The sequence below is a fragment of the Sporolactobacillus sp. PKPK-6 genome (genome assembly GCF_056678885.1).
On the sequence record NZ_JBWXPA010000003.1, the window covers coordinates 52094 to 71556 of the forward strand.

Genomic DNA, 19463 nt, shown 5'->3' on the forward strand with positions numbered 1-19463 from the left:
GTCTACCCATACCACCCCGATAATTAGATTACGAGGAAAGTTGTCTCATTTGAACGAAAGGAGGTTCATACTGTCGGCAATTCATAACTAAGGGGAGAAAAAAGTGAATAAAACAGTCAAGATGCTGAGCGTTGCTCTTATCTTTTTCTCATTAACGATTGGAAGCATGATTGCACCATTCGAACAGTCTGCCCATGCAGCAGCAGCGAACTATAAGGCTTATGTTCGCTGCTATTCGCTGAATATCCGCAACAAGCCGAGCAGCAAATATAAAACCGTGCGCACGGTCCACATGAATACACGAATAACCGTGCTTGGTCAGAAAAAGGGCTACGCATATATTTATTCGGGCGGCAAAAGAGGTTATGTTCAGAATAAATGGTTAAAAGGCAATATTGATTCCCGCAGAGCCCATATAACCGTCAGCGCTGTGAACGCACGTGCCGGAGCAGGCAATCAGTACAAATCTGTGAAAAAATTGCACCGCAACGAGAAAATCACCGTTTCCGGATATCACGGCGGCTGGTACGGATTTAAACACGGAAGAGTCACCTACTATATCGCTGCAAAATATGTAAAGATGGGCAATCCCCCAATAGCCAGTGCAGCCCCACCTGAAATCGTCAAATTGAATTATTCACCGGTCAATGCCTATACAGCGTATATCGGATACGACAATCTCAAGGTTTATCAAGATACCAATTCACAATCTGCCGTTGTCACAACACTGAGAGAGAAAACAGCAGTGACTATCATTGGTCAGAATGGGGATTGGAAACGTATTCGAACCAATGATGGAAAAGAAGGCTTCGTATATAAGAACAACCTGACAACAGATTTGAATCGATTTAATCCTCCTGCAGGTGCTAACGGTGTCGATCTTTCTCACTGGCAAAATGATAATAGTGGTGGAACGATCGATTTTAATGCCATTAAAAATTCTGGAAACAGCTTTGTTATTGTTAAAGCAAGTGAAGGAAGCAAAGGGTCGGATAATACGTTCTCAGCAAATGCGCATAATGCACAAAATGTTGGTCTTAAAGTCGATGCCTATCATTTCTTCAGAGCAGCAAATAGCGATCAAGCTATAGCTGAAGCCAATAATTTTGCTAATGTGCTGAATAACTCAGGATTCACTAATGACAATCTCGGCTATTTATTTGTAGACGTTGAAACAACAAATGGTATCCAGGGCAATGTCAAAGAAACCCTAAGCGATAATGTCAATGTGTTCCTCAACCAAATGCGAAACAGAGGCTTTTCTAAGTTAGGCATTTATTCCGGATCGAATTTCTATAAAACCTATATTGACATGAGCCGAATTTCACAACCTCAAAGGATGCTTATTTGGATCGCACGTTACCGCGGTCAAGGGACCAATAGCGGGGTGGGAACAGGTTTTCAAGTTGATATCTGGCAATATACGAGCAATGGTACCGTTTCAGGGATCAGCGGTGCCGTTGATCAAAATGTTTCTTATTATGACCCTAATGCAATGTAATCTATCATTTAGAGGCCTTCCCTTCCGAAGGTCTTTTTTTTAACAAAAAAAGTGACGCCTGTGATCAGGCGCCCAAGAGTTGTTCCTATATTAAAAAGGGGAGGTTAAACAATGCTTCATTGATTTAACATCTCTTATGATACAGCGGAATTATTAAGAACTGATTAACAGAATGCTGAATGATTTTAGAAGTTATGAAAAAGAACTCATAATTCGTTTTAGAGAATAAGCACACGCAAAAAAATAAACCCTCTCGCAAGGGTCCAATAAAAGATTATATAACAGGGGGAAGTCAACAAACACAATTTCATTTGACACCTATAGCATACTGAAATTTTTTATAAATAGGGGAATATCGGCAAATTTTTGAAATAGATGTTACTCTTTTCATATTATTCTCGATCTTCAATGAACACATGATACGGAACCTTCAAATGAATGATGCCATTTGAATAGGGAGCGACCTCGTATTCCTGAAAAACAATGACAATTCCATGATCGTAGAAATAAAACTGTCCGTTCTTCAGATCAACGCTTTTGAACGAATCGAGAAAGAAATCATAGCGTCCCTCATTTTTCAGCTTGATCATTTGCTTTTTCAGATAGGCATTGACTTTCTTAAGTTCCTTCTTGGTGTGGATGATATCGTTTAATTGGTATTGTCTCCCGCTGCGCGTATCGTAATTATAAACTTTTTCATAGTGCATGCCGTGCGCGCCGCCTGTGTAGGATTCATCAATGAATGAAACACTGAGTAGGCAGTTGCTGTTAAAACGTACTGTCGGCTGAGTATGAGCATAATAAGGTCCCGCTGCACTAATCAACTGATCATGTGCGTATTGTTCTTTGTATTTCTTGTCCGTTTTTTGCACATTTTCCGCATGTTTACGAAAAACCCGGTTCATTTGATCCATGATCTGTTGATCTTCAAGCCCTGACGTAATCTGCGGATAGGAAATGCCTTCAGACAACTGCTGAATTTTGTATTTTACCGGCGGGCAGGTATTTGCTTTGGATACGGATGCAAAAATCATACCGGACAACAGACTGAAGCAGACGATAAAAGGTACGATCCATCTTTTGTTCATGTATAACGTACTCCTTTCTTTTTCCTTAGTATGTCCTGACACCTTCAAGCTATGAATACGCCTAAAATAAATCGTTTTCATTTCTGTTTTGCTTTCGTATCGCGTAAAATAAGCAGTGAGGTGATGGAGAATGATCATCATACATGCGCTATTTAAAGTTAAATCGGAACAAAGAGATGCATTTCTTTCCGCGACCAAGCCACTTGTGGCCGGATCTCAGGCTGAAGAAGGAAACATCAGCTACAATTTATTGGAAAATGCTCAAGAACCGAACACATTCATGATGATTGAGGAATGGAAAGATCAGAAAGCAGTGGATGTTCATAATCAAACCGAACATTTTGTTCACTTTGGCTCGATTTCCGTCCCATTCTTTGAGGTGCCGACAAAAGTAACTCTTTTTCAGGCAGAAAAAAAACAGTAAAAGAGAAGCTCACTGCTTCCTATTTTTTCATCGTATCTTTTTCGTGAAACAACGGAAAATACTCATGCACCAAATAATTGAGGGAGATGAAACCAATGGGAAACGGTCATGCCTTCTGGTCTTTTTTAGCAGGATGCGGAGCAACAGCCGCTTTTTTCTGGATGAAAAACAACCAGAAAAATATGCCTAAATGGGCAAAACAGCCGATGGATCAAATGGGGAAAGCCGCTCAGAATATGAGCGGAACGTTCAGTCCGCAAGGTTGAGGCATTACGGCTAATCAAAGGGCTCTCTGCAGAACACATGCAGAGAGCCTTTTGACTTTTTCATTAAAGTGATACGGATATCAGACTGAAGCGCTTGAAGCAGCCGTTGTCGCATCCGTACTGTTATTCGCAGCAGATGAGAGCAAAGTCCACAGCAGGTCTTCCACTGAGTTGGTGCTTTGAGTTGATGTATCCGAAATACCGGAAATACTGCTCGAATCATTAGAATCCGGATCAGTCAACTCACTGCCGGATGAAGACAAAGCGCCGAGCATCTGAGACGATGAATCGTTCATTAATGAAGAAGCAAGCAATTGTGCAAACTCAGAAGATAATTCCTTTGTATCTGTGCTGCTCGTTGATGTTGTTGCGGAATTTGAATTCTCAATTTGCGATAGATAATTGAGTAAATAGTTATTTAACGAAACGGTCATGCTACCTCCCCCTTTCTCATGATTAGAAAAACATTCTACAGTGTAACAAAACAATCTTAAGAAATGATTAATTAGGTTTATCTGTTTTTTTCTGAATTTCTGTTAAAAAGCTCCTTTTTATGAAGGAATTTTACACATTAATAAAGAAAATAACAATGCGTAATTTCCCCAATTTGGTAAAATTAGATGTCCGCAAATGGACATGCGTTTTACGTTTCTTTTAGATATCTGCTATTGGAACAAAAGAGCACAAGAATTTCTGGAGAGAAGACAGAATCCCACAACTTGAAAGCACCTCACCCTATCCTCTCCCCTATTTCAATCGGTATTTTGCCGAAAGGCATGATATAGATGAGCAATTTAGGGGGAGTTTTCATGAACAAGCTTTTAAGATTAATGACGGCTGTCGCCTTGTCACTCGGCATTTTATCAGGCGCAGCTCTGCCGCAGGAAATCATACCTGCAGCTTCGCAAAATGTTGCGTATGCCAAATCTTATCCAATCAAAGTTGTCAGCTCGCATTTGAACCTTCATCGCGGCAACGTCGCTTATGTCACCATTAAAGGTAAGCCGCGTGCACGAGGTACCATTTCCGTCATCTACAAATCCGGTCGAAGTACAGCCAAGGGATTGCAAGCTAAGGTATCCAATAAGAGCGGCATTATTACTTGGTCCTGGCTCGTTGGCGGCAATACCACAAAGAAAACTTATACTATTTATGTATCACTAGACGGACATACAAAGCCACTGAAACTTAATGTTCACTGATTGATTAGCCCAATTTGGGCTTTTGAATTCTAAAAACGGGTGGGTAGCCATGATTTATACAACACGCTGCTTTACAAAAAAAGTCCCCATGGCAACGCATGGGGAAACTGAAGAAGCATCAAACTATTCATTAATCATTGCGGACCAAATTGTGCGTCTATAACATCTCGAAAATCATAATTTTTCTTCATACCATAAGCATCACGGACAATCAGCTGTCTGCTGAATGAATCAAGACAGCTCGGGTAACAAATCGACTGCTTTATGAAACCGCCCTTGTAATAACTTAACTGAACGGGTGCACGCTCGTTAATCGCTGCTTGTAGCGTTCGTCTGATCTGCTCAGTCTCGTCCTCGGCAAGTATCGGCCGGTCTATTTTCGTGTTGTTTCGTACCTCATTTCTCATTCTTGTCTCCAGCATTGCGGACATACCCAAGTCGGACTCCGACTGCATACACGACGATTCTTCGGTTAACTTACTCATAGGTTAATTCCACCCTTGTCATTTGGTAACCGTAATAACTTCTCGATGGTATCCTCAATTTCCTGTCTGCTATGTCCGGTCCGTTGTTCCAACGCGTCCATATCTACCTTTCTGCCGCCGATGCTGTCGTTAAGAATAATTTGCCGCAGTTTTCGCTCGAAGTCAGATAGCATCAAATCACTCCTTTTGTCATCCATTATACACGAACATATGTTCTTTAACATTAAAAATAAAAAGGACTTTCTCAAAAAAATCTTTAGATCAAGAAAAAGGCCCAAAAAACAATTATGGTTCGTTATACGAGATATCTGTTATTCATTCGAAAATCCGATTGATGGTATCGGACTATTCTTCTTTAATAGCCTTCTAAAAATCATTATAGTTAAGAAAACACTAACTGGAGATTATTTTATGAAAATCATTGCTTTTTATGGTTCGATAAGAGACAAAGGGAACTCAGAAACGCTTGCACATTTTGCGCTTCAAGATTTAGATGTTACAAACGTTTTTTTGAGAGATTATCACATTAATCCCATCTCAACTCACAGACATGAAGATGACGATTACAAAAAGCTGATCTGGAAACAAGTGCTCGCAGATATAATTTTATTTGTTACTCCGGTTTACTGGTATGGGATGTCCAGTTTATTAAAACTATATATTGATCGTTGGTCTGAAACCCTTAGGGATCCAACAATGCTCGATTTCAGAGAAAAAATGAAGGCGAAAGAAGTTCATTTAATTACTGTTGGCGGCGATGAACCTTACATAAAAGTTTTACCCATGATCCAACAAATGCAATGTATTTGTGACTTTTTACAAATGAAATTCGGCAGTTATGTCATTGGCAAAGGGGACAAAAAGGGGGACGTTTTAACAGATAAGAACGCCTTGAATTCTGTTGCCCATTTAAATCACTATTTTAAAAATCGAGCTAATCATTGATCCAATTGGTCTGCCTTTAAAAATGATATGATCACTCTTTTATGTCGCTTTGCGATGCATTTCTGTAGAACATGAGCCAGTTGTTTTTTGTCCCGTCTTGTTCGAATTGAATGACGTGCCCATTATATTGATACTGAAGCAGGCGTTTTCCATTTATTTTTGGCGACATGCGCATTTCTTTAACGATCTTTTCTCGAGAAGTCTTCAAATGCACAACGAAGCTATATTTAAAGCGTCTCTGATCCTTAAAGGCATCCGTTTCAATGTTGTCATCGATCTGAAACGTTTGACCGTTTTTCTGATACACATAGCTCTGCACTTCTTCACGATCAATGTGCCGATCCGGCTCTCCCCAAGCTTTTTTGACGTCCGTCAAACTAAATCCATCGTTCAAAGAAAGCGGTGTCCCGCTGATTTTCCCATGCTTTAGATCTTTAACGAGTGCGGCATTTACTTGAACTTGCTTCGCATTTGTTGACTTCTTCACATGCGTGCACCCGGCAAATAGAACCAAAAGCAGAATACTCATTGCTAAAATTTTGTATGCCTTAATTTTCAATCACCTCTTAAAATTTTGCTAAACGATTATTTATAGGATACCTAAAAAGCTGCTGCTAATCAGTGTCATGTGAGTTTTTCCATCTCCTCTATTTTACCGATGAGTATAGACATGCTATTTTCTTCTCTTCTCATTATTCATTTTAATATGTACTACACCCAGAAACCCCTGAGTGGTGGCGTTTTATTTTGCCTTGAGAACTGCTTGTTCAATCAATTGCGGAATCAGCGCTTTAATATCGCCAATCGCCTGCTCTCCGAGTGAGATCAATTCCGGTGCCTGAGCGATGACGGACTTGACTGCGTCATCTTTGACACGCGCAGCAAGTTCTGAAGTAAACGCTCCTTTGGCCTTGGCATCCGCAACAACTCGCTGATTAAAATCTGCAACGACAGTCTCAGCAATTGATGACAGTCCATCAAGAACTTTATTAGCTATATCAGCCTGAGACGAGCTCAGATGTTTGTCCGCTGCCAATTTAATCTTTGGCACGAAGGCTGTGATTAAAGCACCGACACCTGCCACTAATAGAGATAAAACTGCCGATAAAACCTGTACTCCTAAATCCTGCACAACACTCATCCTTTCAAAAGGTTAGTCTGCTTACGCTCATTAGCTTATTCACGGTTACTTTCCTTGCTTGAGCGATCTTCCACAGACTGTCGCCTTTTTTGGCAGTGCAGATCATTAAAAAGAGACCGAGGAAATAACGGTATTTACCCGTCATTTCCTCGGCCTCAAACTTTTTCTATTTAGTATACAAAAGATACGATAAAGGTCACTAACGATAGAACAAATAAAACTGAGGGAATCCATGCAAGACCAGTTTGATCACAGAAGTCCGATAGTGATGTGTATTTTTCTTTAAATGATAATTGATACAGAGCCTGTATAGCAAAAGTCATTGACGCACTGCTCAATAAAAAAAGAACGCTGATCAGTAAAAGCATATAGATTACCTCCTCACCATTCGTTTAGTATCAAACGAAAACAATTCCCTTTCATCATACTTTATTTAAGTAACCTCTGCCTGGATAAATCTGCATGTTAAGTTAATTATGCAAGCTAATCAAAAATATAGTATGCTATTTTTTCAGGCTATTGAGGTGACTATAGTATTGGTGTCTTGTCTTTGCACATTGGCAACATCATCTTCGAACTTGAGAAGCTCGTCCCCAAAACATCTGGCTTACATTGCCGCATCCATATTTTCATCTTCAATTCTCTTTTATGAGATAGCTATTTCTGCGATCTCCTGCACTTTCTCTTTGACTGCGGAACTGAAAAGGAATTGACGGGCATTAATCCTGTGCAGCAGGGTCAGAAAAATTCATGAATCCAGGTTCACTCAAAGCAAAGCAAGGTAATGGAAAGGGGTTTATTGATGCATCTTTTGTTCACGTACATAGTATTAGGTTTTTCTATTTCAGTTCCTGTTGGTCCGATCACCATTGGTATGACCAAGCAGGGATTAAGAAATGGCTTTTTATTTGGGTGGTGCGTTGGTCTTGGTGGAATGACCGTTGATTTTATCATGATTCTCTTCATCTATTTCGGCTTTTCTACAATTCTATCGATGCCGATAATTAAAAGTGTAATGTGGCTGTTTGGCTGTTTCTTTCTTATCTATCTAGCTGTTGACAGTTTTAAAGAGAGTAAAGATTTTATTCATGATGAGGAACAGAAACCTGTTCAGCGTTCGCTTCTAAAATCCTATTTGTCGGGTTTAATGGTAGCAATATCGCCGGGAAGTATTATTTTTTGGATTGGTATTTTCGGCTCCATCCTCACAAATTCATTAACCGCTTCTACATCACATTCTTTTCTTTATATTGCCTTAGGAATACTATTGGGAATTATTCTTCACGATATCGTTCTGCTCAGCGTCATACACATGACACGCCGATTTGTGAATCAAAAGTTTATGCGTTGGTTCTCTATTGGCGCAGGTTTTGTATTACTGGCATTTGGCATCCGGTTTGGGTATGAATTTATAAGATCTTTGACCACAGCATATTAAGCATCTTGCTGCCGACATCATTTGGGACAATGCCTCCGTATGGATACAAAAAAGAGGTCTCTCATCGATTTCAAAATCGGTTGAGAAACCTCTTTTTTTAATAAACTAATACTTGAAAATTGAAAAAATATTCCAACCTCTTGTCAGCTCTGCAGTCTCCATGAATAAAATAGGGAAAGATTCCGTTCTTACCAGCTGTTGAGGGCAGCTGGCAGGCAAACGTACTCATCGTGTGAACAGTGGATGCCAATACCATTCCTAATACCTTCTTAATTCAGCCTTAAGCTGTTTTTAACATTTGAGAGGTACAATAAATGTCAGTGAGGGTGGCGTCAGTGGCCGCCATCAGTGTTGGCGATGGTGGGGCCAATACTATTTTTGTATAGCCGCAACCCATCATTTACCCGTGTCTAGCACTCCTAGAGCAATTGGCTGCATATCTCCTCTAAACGCCCACCTGCTAAAGCAGGTGGGTTCAGACATAAATGTCTGCGACTTAAAGTCGCCATTCAAGACTGAAGTCTTCTGAAAGTTCTTGTGCTCAATGCACACTGAATTCTGACTGAACTCAGTCATCAATCCTGAAAATGTCGTCCCTGACTTTATTTGATTGATTGGCAATATAAGTTCGGATGATTCCGTCTGTCACGGTGCCCACCGTTGCACAGAAATAGCCTCTGGACCATAAATGCTGACCCCAATATCGTTTTTTCAATTCTGGAAATTCATCCTGTAATAACCGGGATGAACATCCTTTCAAATACTGCATGACTTTACTTGGAGCCAAACTGGGCGGACAGGAAATTAGCAGGTGAATGTGCTCTTTACCTACGCTACCTTGCAGAATCGTGATCCCTCTGGCGTCACAACCTTGCCGGATCAGTTCCCGTAACCGGACAGCAACCTGGCCTCGCAACACTTTGTAGCGATATTTTGTCACCCAGATCACATGATACTTAATGTCATAGATCGCGTGACCATTTTTTTGATAACCGTCCATACTTTTCACCTCTGTAAAAAGTATGGACACGAAAAGATAAGGCTAAAAGCGGATACCGTCTAAAGACGGTGGGTTTAGACCCCGCTTTTGGAAACTAAAGCAAAATCAAAACAACCCCTGAGGGTGCCGCTTTCATTCATTCTCTATTATTTTCTGACATGATACGCCGCGTCTCCTTTAGCATCACATGCCATTTAATATGGTAAAATAGGGTATCGTTCGATCGAGACGAATCCCGATTTATTAAGGAGATGATTGGATGAAAAAGCCTTTTGTATTGCCTGCAATTATTGCACTGCTGACAATTGTGGCCTGCTTTTTTGGGTATGCGTTTCAAGAAATGGCCTACTGGACCAAAAACAGCATGTTTTGGTACTGGTTTGGCGCTGTGCTGGCTTATTTATTTTCTGCAGCAGCTATCACGTTTATCATTATCGACATAACGATCAAGAGAAACCTCGGAACCATCGAGCGCGTGATCGATGGATTAGTCATGGGTGGTGGGCTACTTGTCATCATCTTGACTATTCTTTGGACTACATTTATCATCATCGCTTGGCAGTCAGGAATGTAAAAATGCATGCTATGAAGAGTTCTACAGGAATTTTCCTTATTGCTGCTATTATCCTCAGATTTCACCTTAGCACCCTAAAAACTACTTGGTTCAGTTGTTTCCCCTTTCATTTTCAGTGTTCCTGATTTTGGATAAGAAGAAATGATTGGGTCGTGTCAAATCGCACATTTCTTCAACTCCTTACAATTTCATTCAATGAAAGGAAGTTTAAAATGAACTGGAAACTCTATACGCTGCTTGTTATCCCTGCCGTAATTATGATGTTCGTTTTTGGTTTTCTTTTTCCTCTTCCATCTAAATACTTTATCTGTATCATGATTATTCCAGCTGTTTTTTGGATTCTATACTATTCCATCGATTACGCTCAGAAAAGAGAAAAAAATCGCAATTAAAATTTATGCTCATGTCACTCAAAAAATAAGAAAAACCGGGCAAAAAGCGCCCGGTCCTTAATCTCCAGCCATGTGTGATTAGTTTGTGTCTTTACAGTGCTGAATCATCGCTTCGGTTGCTCGCATCAACTGAGCGCGACCGCGGGCGCACCGCGAGCCTCCTCAGACAAGCAGAAATCTGCGGGGTCTCGCTGGCACCTGATCCCGCAGGCGTCTCGCACCTCCGCTTTGATTCTCGGTCAAGACACTGGTTTATTTGTTTAAATACGAGGCAAAATCTTATACTTTCTTTACTTGTGAAAAAACACTTCTCATGTATCCAAATGGATACATGAGAAGTGCCCTAAAAAACAATCTATTCATACTGAAAAACATTGTTAAATCAATGTTTTTTAGTTTATTACATCATACCGCCCATTCCTGGTGCTCCGGCTGGCATTTGCGGTTCCGGATGTTCTTCAGGCTTGTCGGCAACGACTGCTTCAGTTGTCAGCAGCATTGCAGATACAGAAGCCGCGTTTTGCAGTGCGGAACGTGTAACCTTTGTTGGGTCAACAATTCCGGATTCAATCATGTTTACCCATTGATCCTTGGCAGCGTCATAGCCGATGCCTGGTTTCTGGGATTTCAGTTTTTCAACGATGACAGAGCCTTCGAGGCCTGCGTTTTCGCCAATTTGACGAACAGGTTCTTCGAGTGCGCGGACAACGATGTTCACGCCGGTCTTTTCATCGCCTTCAGCTTCAACAGCTTCAACGTTCTTGATCACGTTAGCAAGAGCTGTACCGCCGCCGGCTACGATACCTTCCTGAACTGCAGCGCGAGTCGAGTTCAGAGCGTCTTCAATACGCAACTTGCGTTCTTTCAATTCAGTTTCAGTTGCTGCACCGACTTTGATTACGGCTACGCCGCCGGACAGTTTTGCAAGGCGTTCTTGCAGCTTTTCTTTGTCAAAGTCAGACGTTGTTTCTTCCAACTGTGCTTTGATCTGACCGACACGCGCGCCGATCTTGTCGGATGCGCCTGCACCTTCAACGATCGTCGTGTTGTCTTTCGTAACGATAACCTTGCCGGCTGTTCCGAGTTGATCAACCGTTGTTTCCTTAAGTTCGAGACCAAGGTCACTTGTAACGACCTGTCCGCCGGTCAGTACAGCGATGTCTTCGAGCATTGCTTTCCTGCGGTCGCCGAAGCCAGGAGCCTTAACAGCAACAACGTTGAATGTACCACGCAGTTTGTTCAGTACGAGCGTTGCCAACGCTTCGCCTTCAACATCTTCAGCGATGATCAGCATTGGTTTGCCTTGTTGAACAACTTTTTCAAGAACAGGAAGAATTTCTTGAATGTTTGAGATCTTCTTGTCGGTGATCAAGATGTATGGATTGTCGAGAACGGCTTCCATTTTATCCTGGTCTGTAACCATGTATGCGGAAGCATAACCGCGATCAAATTGCATACCTTCAACAACGTCAAGTTCAGTAACAAAGCCCTTGGATTCTTCAAGCGTAACAACACCATCGTTGCCAACCTTTTCCATAGCTTCGGCAATCAGTTCGCCGACTTTTTCGTCAGCTGCAGAAATAGCTGCAACTTGTGCGATTGATGCTTTGCCTTCAATCGGCTTTGAAATTTCTTTCAATCCCTCAACGGCAGCCTGAGTTGCTTTTTCAATACCGCGGCGAATGCCCATTGGGTTTGCACCGGAAGCAACGTTCTTCAAGCCTTCGCGAATCATAGACTGCGCAAGAACCGTTGCAGTTGTCGTACCGTCGCCGGCTACATCGTTCGTCTTGCTAGCGACTTCGGATACAAGACGTGCACCCATGTTCTCGAATTTATCTTCAAGTTCGATTTCTTTTGCAATTGTTACACCGTCATTCGTAATCAGCGGTGAACCGTATTTCTTATCAAGTACAACGTTGCGGCCTTTCGGTCCGAGCGTTACTTTTACTGCATCAGCTAAAACGTCGACACCGCGAAGCATCGAGCGGCGCGCTTCTTCACCAAATTTAATATCTTTTGCCATTGTGAATAGTCCCTCCTAAATTAAATTAGATCTGAGGATCTTCTGTTAAACGAGCATTGCAAGTCAGTCAATAACAGCGAGAATATCGTCCTGACGAACAACGAGATAGCTTTTGCCGTCATATTTTACTTCAGTGCCTGCATATTTTGAAAAGATCACTTTTTCTCCTTCTTTTACGTCCAAAGCGATACGTTCGCCTTTGTCGGACACCTTGCCGGCACCAACGGCAATAACGCGGCCTTCTTGCGGCTTCTCCTTCGCCGAATCAGGAAGTACGATACCGCTTGCTGTTTGTTCTTCTTTTTCTTGTGGTTCGATCACAATACGATCACCCAATGGCTTTAACATGTTGAAATACCCTCCTTAAAAATGTTAAGTTAAGTACCTTTGTTAGCACTCAGTTCGCCTGAGTGCTAATCCATTTAATATAATAATCAATTCCCAATAGATTTGCAAGTTTTTACTCGAAAATATATGTAACCATAAAAATGGTTCAAATAGTTATTAAAGGATAAAGAAAATCCGCTATGTTAAAATAGACAAAACAAGCAATAACCTTCTAGAATGCTTTCAGCTTTTCACAAATAATCCTAAATTATACAAATAGATATGAGGTGTCTGACTTTGGTTTTACGGTATATCCTGATCGTTCTTGTTTATCTTATCTGCTTTATATCTCCGCTGATTCCCGGATTTCCGAAAGGTGGATCGTCCTCCGGTGATGCATACGCAGCCGTCTTTTTCTTAACCTTAATTATTGTCTCACTGCTGCTAATACCCGAGCGTAGGTTGGCACGCGGTCCGGTTGCTTCTATCGGCGAGTCGATCGCTTGGGCAATTTGCGGTGTGTTCATCCTGTTCGTTCTTCAGATTGCGACAGCACTGATCAACAGCCTCATATTAGGTCAGCCGATCAGCTCGCAGCATACTCAGGATGTCGTCCAGATGACCCGCAAGGCGCCTTTGTTTATATTCGCAGTCAGCATCATCGGACCGATGCTTGAAGAAATTGTTTTCCGCAAGATTCTTTTCGGAAGTTTGAAAAAGGGCATTGGCTTCTTTTTTGCCGCGTTGATCAGTTCCCTAATCTTTGCTGCCGGCCATTTTGATTTTTCGCATCTGCTTATTTATGTTGTGATTGGCTTCTTTCTTTGCTATGCCTATCACAAGACCGGTCGCATTTGGGTGACCATGTTCATGCATGCAGCCATGAATGCCACTGTTGTTCTACTCAGCTTGAGTGTGCACATTCCGAATACAACCAGCTGGATTCACTGGTTTATGTAAAAGAGCGGTTGAAAAAATTTGGGAGGCCAAGTCCTTTCTTTGATCTATTAAACGTTTTTTTGTATAAAAACAGCGGGGCCCGTTAATTGGGGCTCCGCTTCTTCTATCCCGTACTCTTTATTCTTCATCAAGTGCGGTCAGAATTTCCGGACCGTTTTTCGTGATCGCCAATGTGTGTTCGTACTGTGCGGACAATGAACCGTCGATCGTGCGTGCCGTCCAACCGTTATCATCAACCTTTGAACGCCAGTCACCAATGTTCAACATCGGTTCAATCGTAATCGTCATGCCTTCTCTAAGGCGAAGACCGCGACCAGGGCGGCCATAGTGTGCAACCGGCGGATCTTCGTGCATTGTCGGTCCGATACCGTGGCCGACAAATTCACGAACAACGCTGAGTCCGCGATCCTCGGCATATTTTTGAATAGCGTAGCCGACATCGCCGAGCCGGTTTCCGACAACCGCTTGTTTAATACCTTCATAAAGCGATTCTTCCGTTGTCTTCAGCAAATGCTTCGCCTCATCAGAAATTTCACCGACTGCATAGCTCCACGCTGAATCCGACATCGCGCCGTTCAGATTAACGACCATGTCGATCGTGACGATATCTCCATTTTTCAGAGGCTTTTTATTCGGAAAGCCATGGCAGATTTCATCGTTAACTGAAGCGCAGGTCGCATACTTATAGCCCTGAAATCCCTTTTCTTCAGGAATCGCGCCGTGCTTTTCAAGAAATTCATTTACAAACTCTTCGATTTCCCAGGTCGTCACGCCGGGACGAATCATTTTTTTAATATGCTGATGCGCTCGAGCAAGCAGCTGACCGGATCTTTTCATTTCAGCAATTTCATTTTGTGATTTTAATTGAATCATTCCTGCATTCCACCTTATTTTTAAACCGCATAAGCGCGAACGAACTGCTCACTGTCCGCGCATGCGTTGATTCTTAACCAGTTAATGCTATGCACCTGTATTTTACCACTTAATCATTTAGAATTCCTTTCTTCCATCGAATGATTAAGAAAATAAATCAGCGCCTGAAGTTCAACCGTCATATCCACATGACGGACATAAGCGTTTGCCGGCAGAGACAAGGTCGTCGGAGAAAAATTTAAAAATCCGTGAATGCCTGATGCAAGCGCCATTTCCGCTGCTTCCTGCGCGTGTGCAGCTGGAACAGTTAAAATAGCGGCTGTTATGTCACTATTGTCGTCGGTTGCCAACGTATCCATTGCATAAATTTCCGTACCGCTGACTTCCGTACCGACAAGCGAAGGATCAATGTCATAGGCCTTCACGATCTTGGTATTGTTATTCTTTTGAAAGTTGTGATTGAGCAGTGCAGTGCCCAAATGTCCGACACCAATCAGGACCACTTTTGACAATTCATCTTGATAAAGTGTTTTCCTTAGAAAATCCATCAGATGCTGCGTATCGTAGCCGTATCCTTTTCTTCCGAGCGCACCGAAATAAGAAAAATCCTTGCGAATCGTTGTTGAATCGATTTGCACAAGATCTCCGAATTCCGAAGATGAAATACGCGTTTTTCCTACTGCAACCAAGCCCTGCAGTGTTCGATAGTACAGCGGCAGCCGCTCGGCAGTCGCCTGAGGTACATTTTGGTTCGCCATGACCGGGTCTTCCCCCCCAATTTTACAAAACAGATCGTGTTGCCATCATTTATCTGTGTCTCTAGTTCAACTATACTATAATCATCATTATTTTTGTTATTTATTTCACAATCATGATCGAATTTGTCTTAATCCAACATTGCATGCCTCCGCAGTTGCCGAATAATTTACGAGTAGGCTACAATGAACATATCTATCTTATTATGTGTACAGATTCCGAAGCAAACATCCTGCTTCCGGAAAATCGACCGCTATTCCTAATCTTTCTGAGGTGAAAATCTGTGTTGCTCTTACAAACCAATGAGATCAGTAAATCCTTTGTAACTGATCTTGTTTTATCTAATATCTCCATAGAAGTACAGCTTGGAGAACGCGTTGCGCTGGTTGGCCGTAACGGCGCTGGCAAATCAACGCTGCTTAAAATTATTGCCGGAGAAATGAGTGCGGACAGCGGTGAGATCATCATGCCAAAAGACCGTACAATGGGCTACCTGCCGCAGAATGCCACACTCGACTCGACGCGCGGAATCTATGATGAATTGCTGTCTGTGTTCGGGCCCCTTATCGCACTTGAGAAGAGAATGCGTAAGATGGAAGAACAGATGGCGGATCCCGGCAGCTTTGCTAATCCTAAAGATTACGATCAGCTGCTGAAGACTTACGATGCAATGCAAGCAGACTTCCGCGAAAAAGGCGGTTTCACTTACCAGGCAGAAACACGCAGCGTGCTGAACGGCTTGAATTTCGGTGGCTTTCCCGATGAGACGCCAGTAAGCAATTTATCCGGTGGGCAAAAGACTCAGCTTGCGCTCGGCAAGCTCCTGCTCATCAAGCCGGATCTGCTGATTCTTGACGAACCAACCAACCACTTGGACATTGAAACGCTATCATGGCTGGAAGGTTACTTGCAGCGCTACAACGGCAGTGTGCTTGTCGTCTCTCACGACCGATATTTTCTCGATAAAATTGCGACAAAGGTCTATGAAATTACCAGACATAAAGTGCGCAAATACACAGGGAACTATTCGCGTTATCTGGAAGTGCGCGCGGCAGAATTTGAAAGTGAACTGAAAGCCTATGATAAGCAGCAAAAAGAGGTAGCAAAACTGAAGGATTTTGTTCAGAAAAATATTGTACGTGCTTCGACGACAAAACGAGCGCAAAGCCGACGCAAACAATTAGAAAAAATGGATCTTATGGATCGTCCAATGGGCGACGCCAAATCGGCTACCTTTACCTTCGATATTGAACAGCAAAGCGGTCGTGATGTGCTCGCGGTTTCTCATCTTGATGTCGGCTACGACGATCAGAAACCCATGATATCTGATCTCAGCTTTCAGATCAGCCGAGGAGATCGCGTTGCATTAGTCGGCCCGAATGGGATCGGCAAATCAACGCTGCTTAAAGCGATTGACGGCGGCACAACGCTCCGTTCAGGTGAGGTGCGTCTCGGCAGCCATGTCAGCATCGGTTATTATGATCAGGAACAAAAGAGCCTCAATCCAACGAAAACCGTACTTAATGAATTATGGGACGATTATCCGTTAAAGCCTGAAGGCGATATTCGGACCGTGCTCGGCGGCTTCCTGTTTTCCGGTGATGATGTGTCAAAGATGGTTTCCCAATTAAGCGGTGGTGAGAAGGCACGTCTCATGCTGGCCAAGCTGATGATGCGCCATGACAATCTGCTGATCCTCGATGAACCAACCAACCATCTTGACTTGGACAGCAAAGAGGTCCTCGAAGGAGCCCTAATTGACTATCCGGGAACGATTCTGTTCGTTTCTCACGACCGTTATTTTATCAATAACATTGCCGATCGCATTTTCGAACTGTCGCGCGAAGGAATTACCGAGTATCTCGGCGATTATGATTATTATGTCGACAAGAAATTGGAACAGGAACAGATTGCAGAGCTGGAGGCACAGACGACAGCCGCACAAAAAAATGAGCCTGTGATCGGGGACGGAAAGGAACAATTTTTAAAAGAAAAGGAATTGAAAAAGAAAAAACGTCAGCTTGCACGTTTTATCGAACAAGCAGAGACTGATATTAGCAAGCTGGAAGAACAAATTGAGCACAATCAACAAGCACTGCTCGATCCGGAAGTCTTCAGCGACTCAAAAAAGTCAAGAGAAACTCAGACGCAAATCGAACAGGATGAAGCGAAAGTCGCTAAGATGATGGAAGACTGGGAATCCGCTCAGCTCGAATTAGACGAATTAGATTGATAATGATGTTATCCACACTAAGAAGAGGACATATCCACAAACATATGTGGTTATCCCCAATTTATTCAGTTAAATCAGGGAGTTATGCACAACCATTGTGTATAACTCCCTGATTGCTATTTTCAAAACAACTTATCCACCTGTGCATAAGCTATTTTTTTGGATTTATCCACGAACAATCAACAGGCATTCGTATTTCAAATTTTTGTGATCTGCTCAACCTGCACGAAATAAAAAAATAAAAAAAGAGCAGGAATCTCTCTCTGCTCTTGATGTGAACCCTCAATGTTGGATCTTCATTGCCCAATTTCAGGAGTTTAGTTCATCTCCGCTTTTGGGTTACTGTTTAGTTAAAAGTCTTCAATCGCCAGGTTTGCTTTCCCATTCAGTGACAGGTCGGCGCGCGTCCCTTTCAGAAACCCGATTGTTCCGGATGCTGCAATCATTGCTGCATTGTCTGTACACAGCTTCAGCGGTGGAATAATCAGAGGAATTCCCCGAGTACGTGCGGCCTGTTCCATTTCAGTTCTAACTGCACTGTTCGCAGAAACACCGCCTGCAACAAGAATTTGTTTCGCATGAACCCGTTCCGCTGCGATCAGTGTTTTCTTAACGAGTACATCACTGACACTGGCTTGAAAGCTGGCCGCAATGTTGGCGGAATTCAAGTCATGACCACGCTGCTGCTCGTTGTGGACATAATTGATGACTGCAGATTTCAATCCGCTGAAGCTGAAATCCAGCGAACCTTCCTCCAGCCATGCCCTCGGAAAATCAATGACCGGCTTGCCTGCCTTAGCCAAACGGTCAATTTCCGGTCCGCCGGGATAGGGTAGCCCGAGCGTTCGCGCAACCTTGTCAAACGCTTCGCCTGCGGCATCGTCTCGTGTTGTACCAATGACTTCATACGAGCCGTGTTCCTTCATGTGAACGAGCTCGGTGTGTCCGCCTGAAACAACCAGTGCAATCAGCGGAAATTCGAGTTCACGAACAAAACGATTGGCGTAAATATGCCCGGTTATATGATGAACCGGGACAAGAGGCAGACAATGCGCATATGCCAGTGCCTTTGCACCGTTCACACCTACGAGCAGTGCACCGATTAATCCCGGCCCCTGGGTCACCGCAATCGCATCCAGGTCGCCCCAGGATACTCCGGACTTATCCATCGCTTCCTCACAAATAACCGTGATCTGATCCACATGATGACGGGATGCCACCTCAGGAACAACACCGCCGAAACGTCGGTGGATATCAATTTGTGAGGCAACCGCGCTTGAGCGGATGATCGTACCGTTCTCGACAACGGCAGCTGCCGTTTCATCGCAGCTCGTTTCAATTCCCAAAATTAATGTCTTTTGATTCATATCTATTTTCATAGTCTCACCCACATGACTAGCGCATCTTCCCCATTGTTTGAATAATAGTTTTTACGGATACCGCCGTTTTTAAATCCGACCTTACGATACAAATTCTGTGCAATCTCATTGCTGACACGTACCTCAAGACTCATGGAACGTGCCTGCTGGGATACCGCATAGAGAATAACCTGGCGCAGCAGCGATTCGCCCACCTTGAATCCACGATAACCTTCAAGTACCGCTAAATTAGTTATATGCGCTTCGTCAACGATGACCCAGACTCCACAATAACCAATGATCTTCCCGGCAAGCTCGGCAACGAAATAAGCAGCAAAATGATTGCTGCTGATCTCATTTTCGAATGCCTGTCTTGACCACGGCACATCGAAAGCACTGTACTCCACGACCATAACCTGATCAATATCCTCCGCGGTCATCGGTCGGATGTTTACTGATTCTAGATCCGGCATG

At 42.9% G+C, this 19463-nt stretch carries 23 protein-coding genes; 10 read left to right on the forward strand and 13 right to left on the reverse strand.

Features of this window, described 5'->3' with window-relative positions; translation table 11 throughout:
• Nucleotides 1–103 precede the first annotated feature (103 nt).
• Entirely contained in the window at nucleotides 104–1501 is a 1398-nt protein-coding gene (locus AC1MBV_RS16270) for a GH25 family lysozyme (protein WP_480948803.1), read from the forward strand.
• Nucleotides 1502–1893: 392 nt separating this feature from the next.
• On the opposite strand, the gene AC1MBV_RS16275 is transcribed toward AC1MBV_RS16270, so the two are convergent.
• Nucleotides 1894–2589, reverse strand: a complete 696-nt coding sequence (locus AC1MBV_RS16275; protein WP_480948804.1) for a DUF3298 and DUF4163 domain-containing protein — start codon at nucleotides 2587–2589, stop codon at nucleotides 1894–1896.
• A gap of 130 nt (nucleotides 2590–2719) precedes the next feature.
• On the opposite strand from AC1MBV_RS16275, the gene AC1MBV_RS16280 reads away from it, so the two are divergent.
• Nucleotides 2720–3013, forward strand: coding sequence for a putative quinol monooxygenase (locus AC1MBV_RS16280; RefSeq protein WP_480948805.1), 294 nt, complete (start codon nucleotides 2720–2722; stop codon nucleotides 3011–3013).
• A 95-nt stretch (nucleotides 3014–3108) separates the two neighbouring features.
• Entirely contained in the window at nucleotides 3109–3279 is a 171-nt protein-coding gene (locus AC1MBV_RS16285; RefSeq protein ID WP_480948806.1) for a hypothetical protein, read from the forward strand.
• 80 nt (nucleotides 3280–3359) lie between these two features.
• On the opposite strand, the gene AC1MBV_RS16290 is transcribed toward AC1MBV_RS16285, so the two are convergent.
• A complete protein-coding gene (locus AC1MBV_RS16290) occupies nucleotides 3360–3713 on the reverse strand; it encodes a hypothetical protein (RefSeq protein ID WP_480948807.1) in 354 nt (117 codons plus the stop codon).
• A gap of 375 nt (nucleotides 3714–4088) precedes the next feature.
• Here AC1MBV_RS16290 and AC1MBV_RS16295 point away from each other — a divergent pair, with 375 nt between their 5' ends.
• Complete coding sequence (locus AC1MBV_RS16295; RefSeq protein WP_480948808.1) at nucleotides 4089–4481, forward strand: hypothetical protein; 393 nt, start codon at nucleotides 4089–4091, stop codon at nucleotides 4479–4481.
• Between the two features lie 134 nt (nucleotides 4482–4615).
• Here the strand turns inward: AC1MBV_RS16295 and AC1MBV_RS16300 are convergent, their stop codons facing one another.
• Together AC1MBV_RS16300 and AC1MBV_RS16305 are read right to left on the reverse strand one after the other, a co-directional pair.
• Complete coding sequence (locus AC1MBV_RS16300; protein WP_480948809.1) at nucleotides 4616–4966, reverse strand: YolD-like family protein; 351 nt, start codon at nucleotides 4964–4966, stop codon at nucleotides 4616–4618.
• Nucleotides 4963–5139, reverse strand: coding sequence for a hypothetical protein (locus AC1MBV_RS16305; RefSeq protein WP_255748398.1), 177 nt, complete (start codon nucleotides 5137–5139; stop codon nucleotides 4963–4965). Before AC1MBV_RS16305 ends, AC1MBV_RS16300 begins: the two co-directional genes overlap by 4 nt.
• A gap of 238 nt (nucleotides 5140–5377) precedes the next feature.
• Here AC1MBV_RS16305 and AC1MBV_RS16310 point away from each other — a divergent pair, with 238 nt between their 5' ends.
• Entirely contained in the window at nucleotides 5378–5911 is a 534-nt protein-coding gene (locus tag AC1MBV_RS16310) for a flavodoxin family protein (RefSeq protein WP_480948810.1), read from the forward strand.
• Nucleotides 5912–5942: 31 nt separating this feature from the next.
• Here the strand turns inward: AC1MBV_RS16310 and AC1MBV_RS16315 are convergent, their stop codons facing one another.
• Nucleotides 5943–6440, reverse strand: coding sequence for a hypothetical protein (locus tag AC1MBV_RS16315; protein ID WP_480948811.1), 498 nt, complete (start codon nucleotides 6438–6440; stop codon nucleotides 5943–5945).
• Between the two features lie 213 nt (nucleotides 6441–6653).
• Complete coding sequence (locus tag AC1MBV_RS16320) at nucleotides 6654–7052, reverse strand: hypothetical protein (RefSeq protein WP_480948812.1); 399 nt, start codon at nucleotides 7050–7052, stop codon at nucleotides 6654–6656.
• Between the two features lie 802 nt (nucleotides 7053–7854).
• Between AC1MBV_RS16320 and AC1MBV_RS16325 the strand changes: the two genes are divergently transcribed.
• A complete protein-coding gene (locus AC1MBV_RS16325; protein ID WP_255748403.1) occupies nucleotides 7855–8490 on the forward strand; it encodes a LysE family translocator in 636 nt (211 codons plus the stop codon).
• Between the two features lie 568 nt (nucleotides 8491–9058).
• Here AC1MBV_RS16325 and tnpA read toward each other — a convergent pair.
• The gene (gene tnpA, locus AC1MBV_RS16330; protein ID WP_255748404.1) at nucleotides 9059–9490 is read right to left on the reverse strand and encodes an IS200/IS605 family transposase; all 432 of its coding nucleotides are present in this window, start codon (nucleotides 9488–9490) and stop codon (nucleotides 9059–9061) included.
• Nucleotides 9491–9749: 259 nt separating this feature from the next.
• On the opposite strand from tnpA, the gene AC1MBV_RS16335 reads away from it, so the two are divergent.
• Nucleotides 9750–10064 (forward strand): hypothetical protein, encoded by a 315-nt coding sequence (locus tag AC1MBV_RS16335; protein WP_255748406.1) that lies wholly within the window; start codon nucleotides 9750–9752, stop codon nucleotides 10062–10064.
• 212 nt (nucleotides 10065–10276) lie between these two features.
• Nucleotides 10277–10456, forward strand: coding sequence for a hypothetical protein (locus AC1MBV_RS16340; RefSeq protein ID WP_255748407.1), 180 nt, complete (start codon nucleotides 10277–10279; stop codon nucleotides 10454–10456).
• Nucleotides 10457–10856: 400 nt separating this feature from the next.
• On the opposite strand, the gene groL is transcribed toward AC1MBV_RS16340, so the two are convergent.
• Both groL and groES read right to left on the reverse strand, forming a co-directional pair.
• The gene (groL, locus tag AC1MBV_RS16345; protein WP_255748408.1) at nucleotides 10857–12482 is read right to left on the reverse strand and encodes a chaperonin GroEL; all 1626 of its coding nucleotides are present in this window, start codon (nucleotides 12480–12482) and stop codon (nucleotides 10857–10859) included.
• A gap of 63 nt (nucleotides 12483–12545) precedes the next feature.
• Nucleotides 12546–12830 (reverse strand): co-chaperone GroES, encoded by a 285-nt coding sequence (gene groES / locus AC1MBV_RS16350; protein ID WP_255748409.1) that lies wholly within the window; start codon nucleotides 12828–12830, stop codon nucleotides 12546–12548.
• 276 nt (nucleotides 12831–13106) lie between these two features.
• On the opposite strand from groES, the gene AC1MBV_RS16355 reads away from it, so the two are divergent.
• The gene (locus AC1MBV_RS16355; RefSeq protein WP_255748410.1) at nucleotides 13107–13769 is read left to right on the forward strand and encodes a CPBP family intramembrane glutamic endopeptidase; all 663 of its coding nucleotides are present in this window, start codon (nucleotides 13107–13109) and stop codon (nucleotides 13767–13769) included.
• Nucleotides 13770–13886: 117 nt separating this feature from the next.
• Here the strand turns inward: AC1MBV_RS16355 and map are convergent, their stop codons facing one another.
• Nucleotides 13887–14642: a type I methionyl aminopeptidase gene (gene map, locus AC1MBV_RS16360; RefSeq protein WP_255748411.1), complete on the reverse strand. Its 756-nt coding sequence runs from the start codon at nucleotides 14640–14642 to the stop codon at nucleotides 13887–13889.
• Between the two features lie 113 nt (nucleotides 14643–14755).
• Nucleotides 14756–15400, reverse strand: a complete 645-nt coding sequence (locus tag AC1MBV_RS16365) for a redox-sensing transcriptional repressor Rex (RefSeq protein WP_480948813.1) — start codon at nucleotides 15398–15400, stop codon at nucleotides 14756–14758.
• A 281-nt stretch (nucleotides 15401–15681) separates the two neighbouring features.
• On the opposite strand from AC1MBV_RS16365, the gene AC1MBV_RS16370 reads away from it, so the two are divergent.
• Nucleotides 15682–17631 (forward strand): ABC-F family ATP-binding cassette domain-containing protein, encoded by a 1950-nt coding sequence (locus AC1MBV_RS16370; RefSeq protein ID WP_480948814.1) that lies wholly within the window; start codon nucleotides 15682–15684, stop codon nucleotides 17629–17631.
• Nucleotides 17632–17981: 350 nt separating this feature from the next.
• Here the strand turns inward: AC1MBV_RS16370 and tsaD are convergent, their stop codons facing one another.
• Together tsaD and rimI are read right to left on the reverse strand one after the other, a co-directional pair.
• On the reverse strand, nucleotides 17982–19010 hold the full coding sequence (gene tsaD / locus AC1MBV_RS16375) for a tRNA (adenosine(37)-N6)-threonylcarbamoyltransferase complex transferase subunit TsaD (protein WP_255748414.1): 1029 nt from the start codon (nucleotides 19008–19010) through the stop codon (nucleotides 17982–17984).
• Nucleotides 19007–19462, reverse strand: a complete 456-nt coding sequence (gene rimI, locus AC1MBV_RS16380) for a ribosomal protein S18-alanine N-acetyltransferase (protein WP_255748415.1) — start codon at nucleotides 19460–19462, stop codon at nucleotides 19007–19009. The genes tsaD and rimI overlap by 4 nt, the downstream gene beginning before the upstream one ends.
• Between the last annotated feature and the right edge of the window lies 1 nt (nucleotide 19463).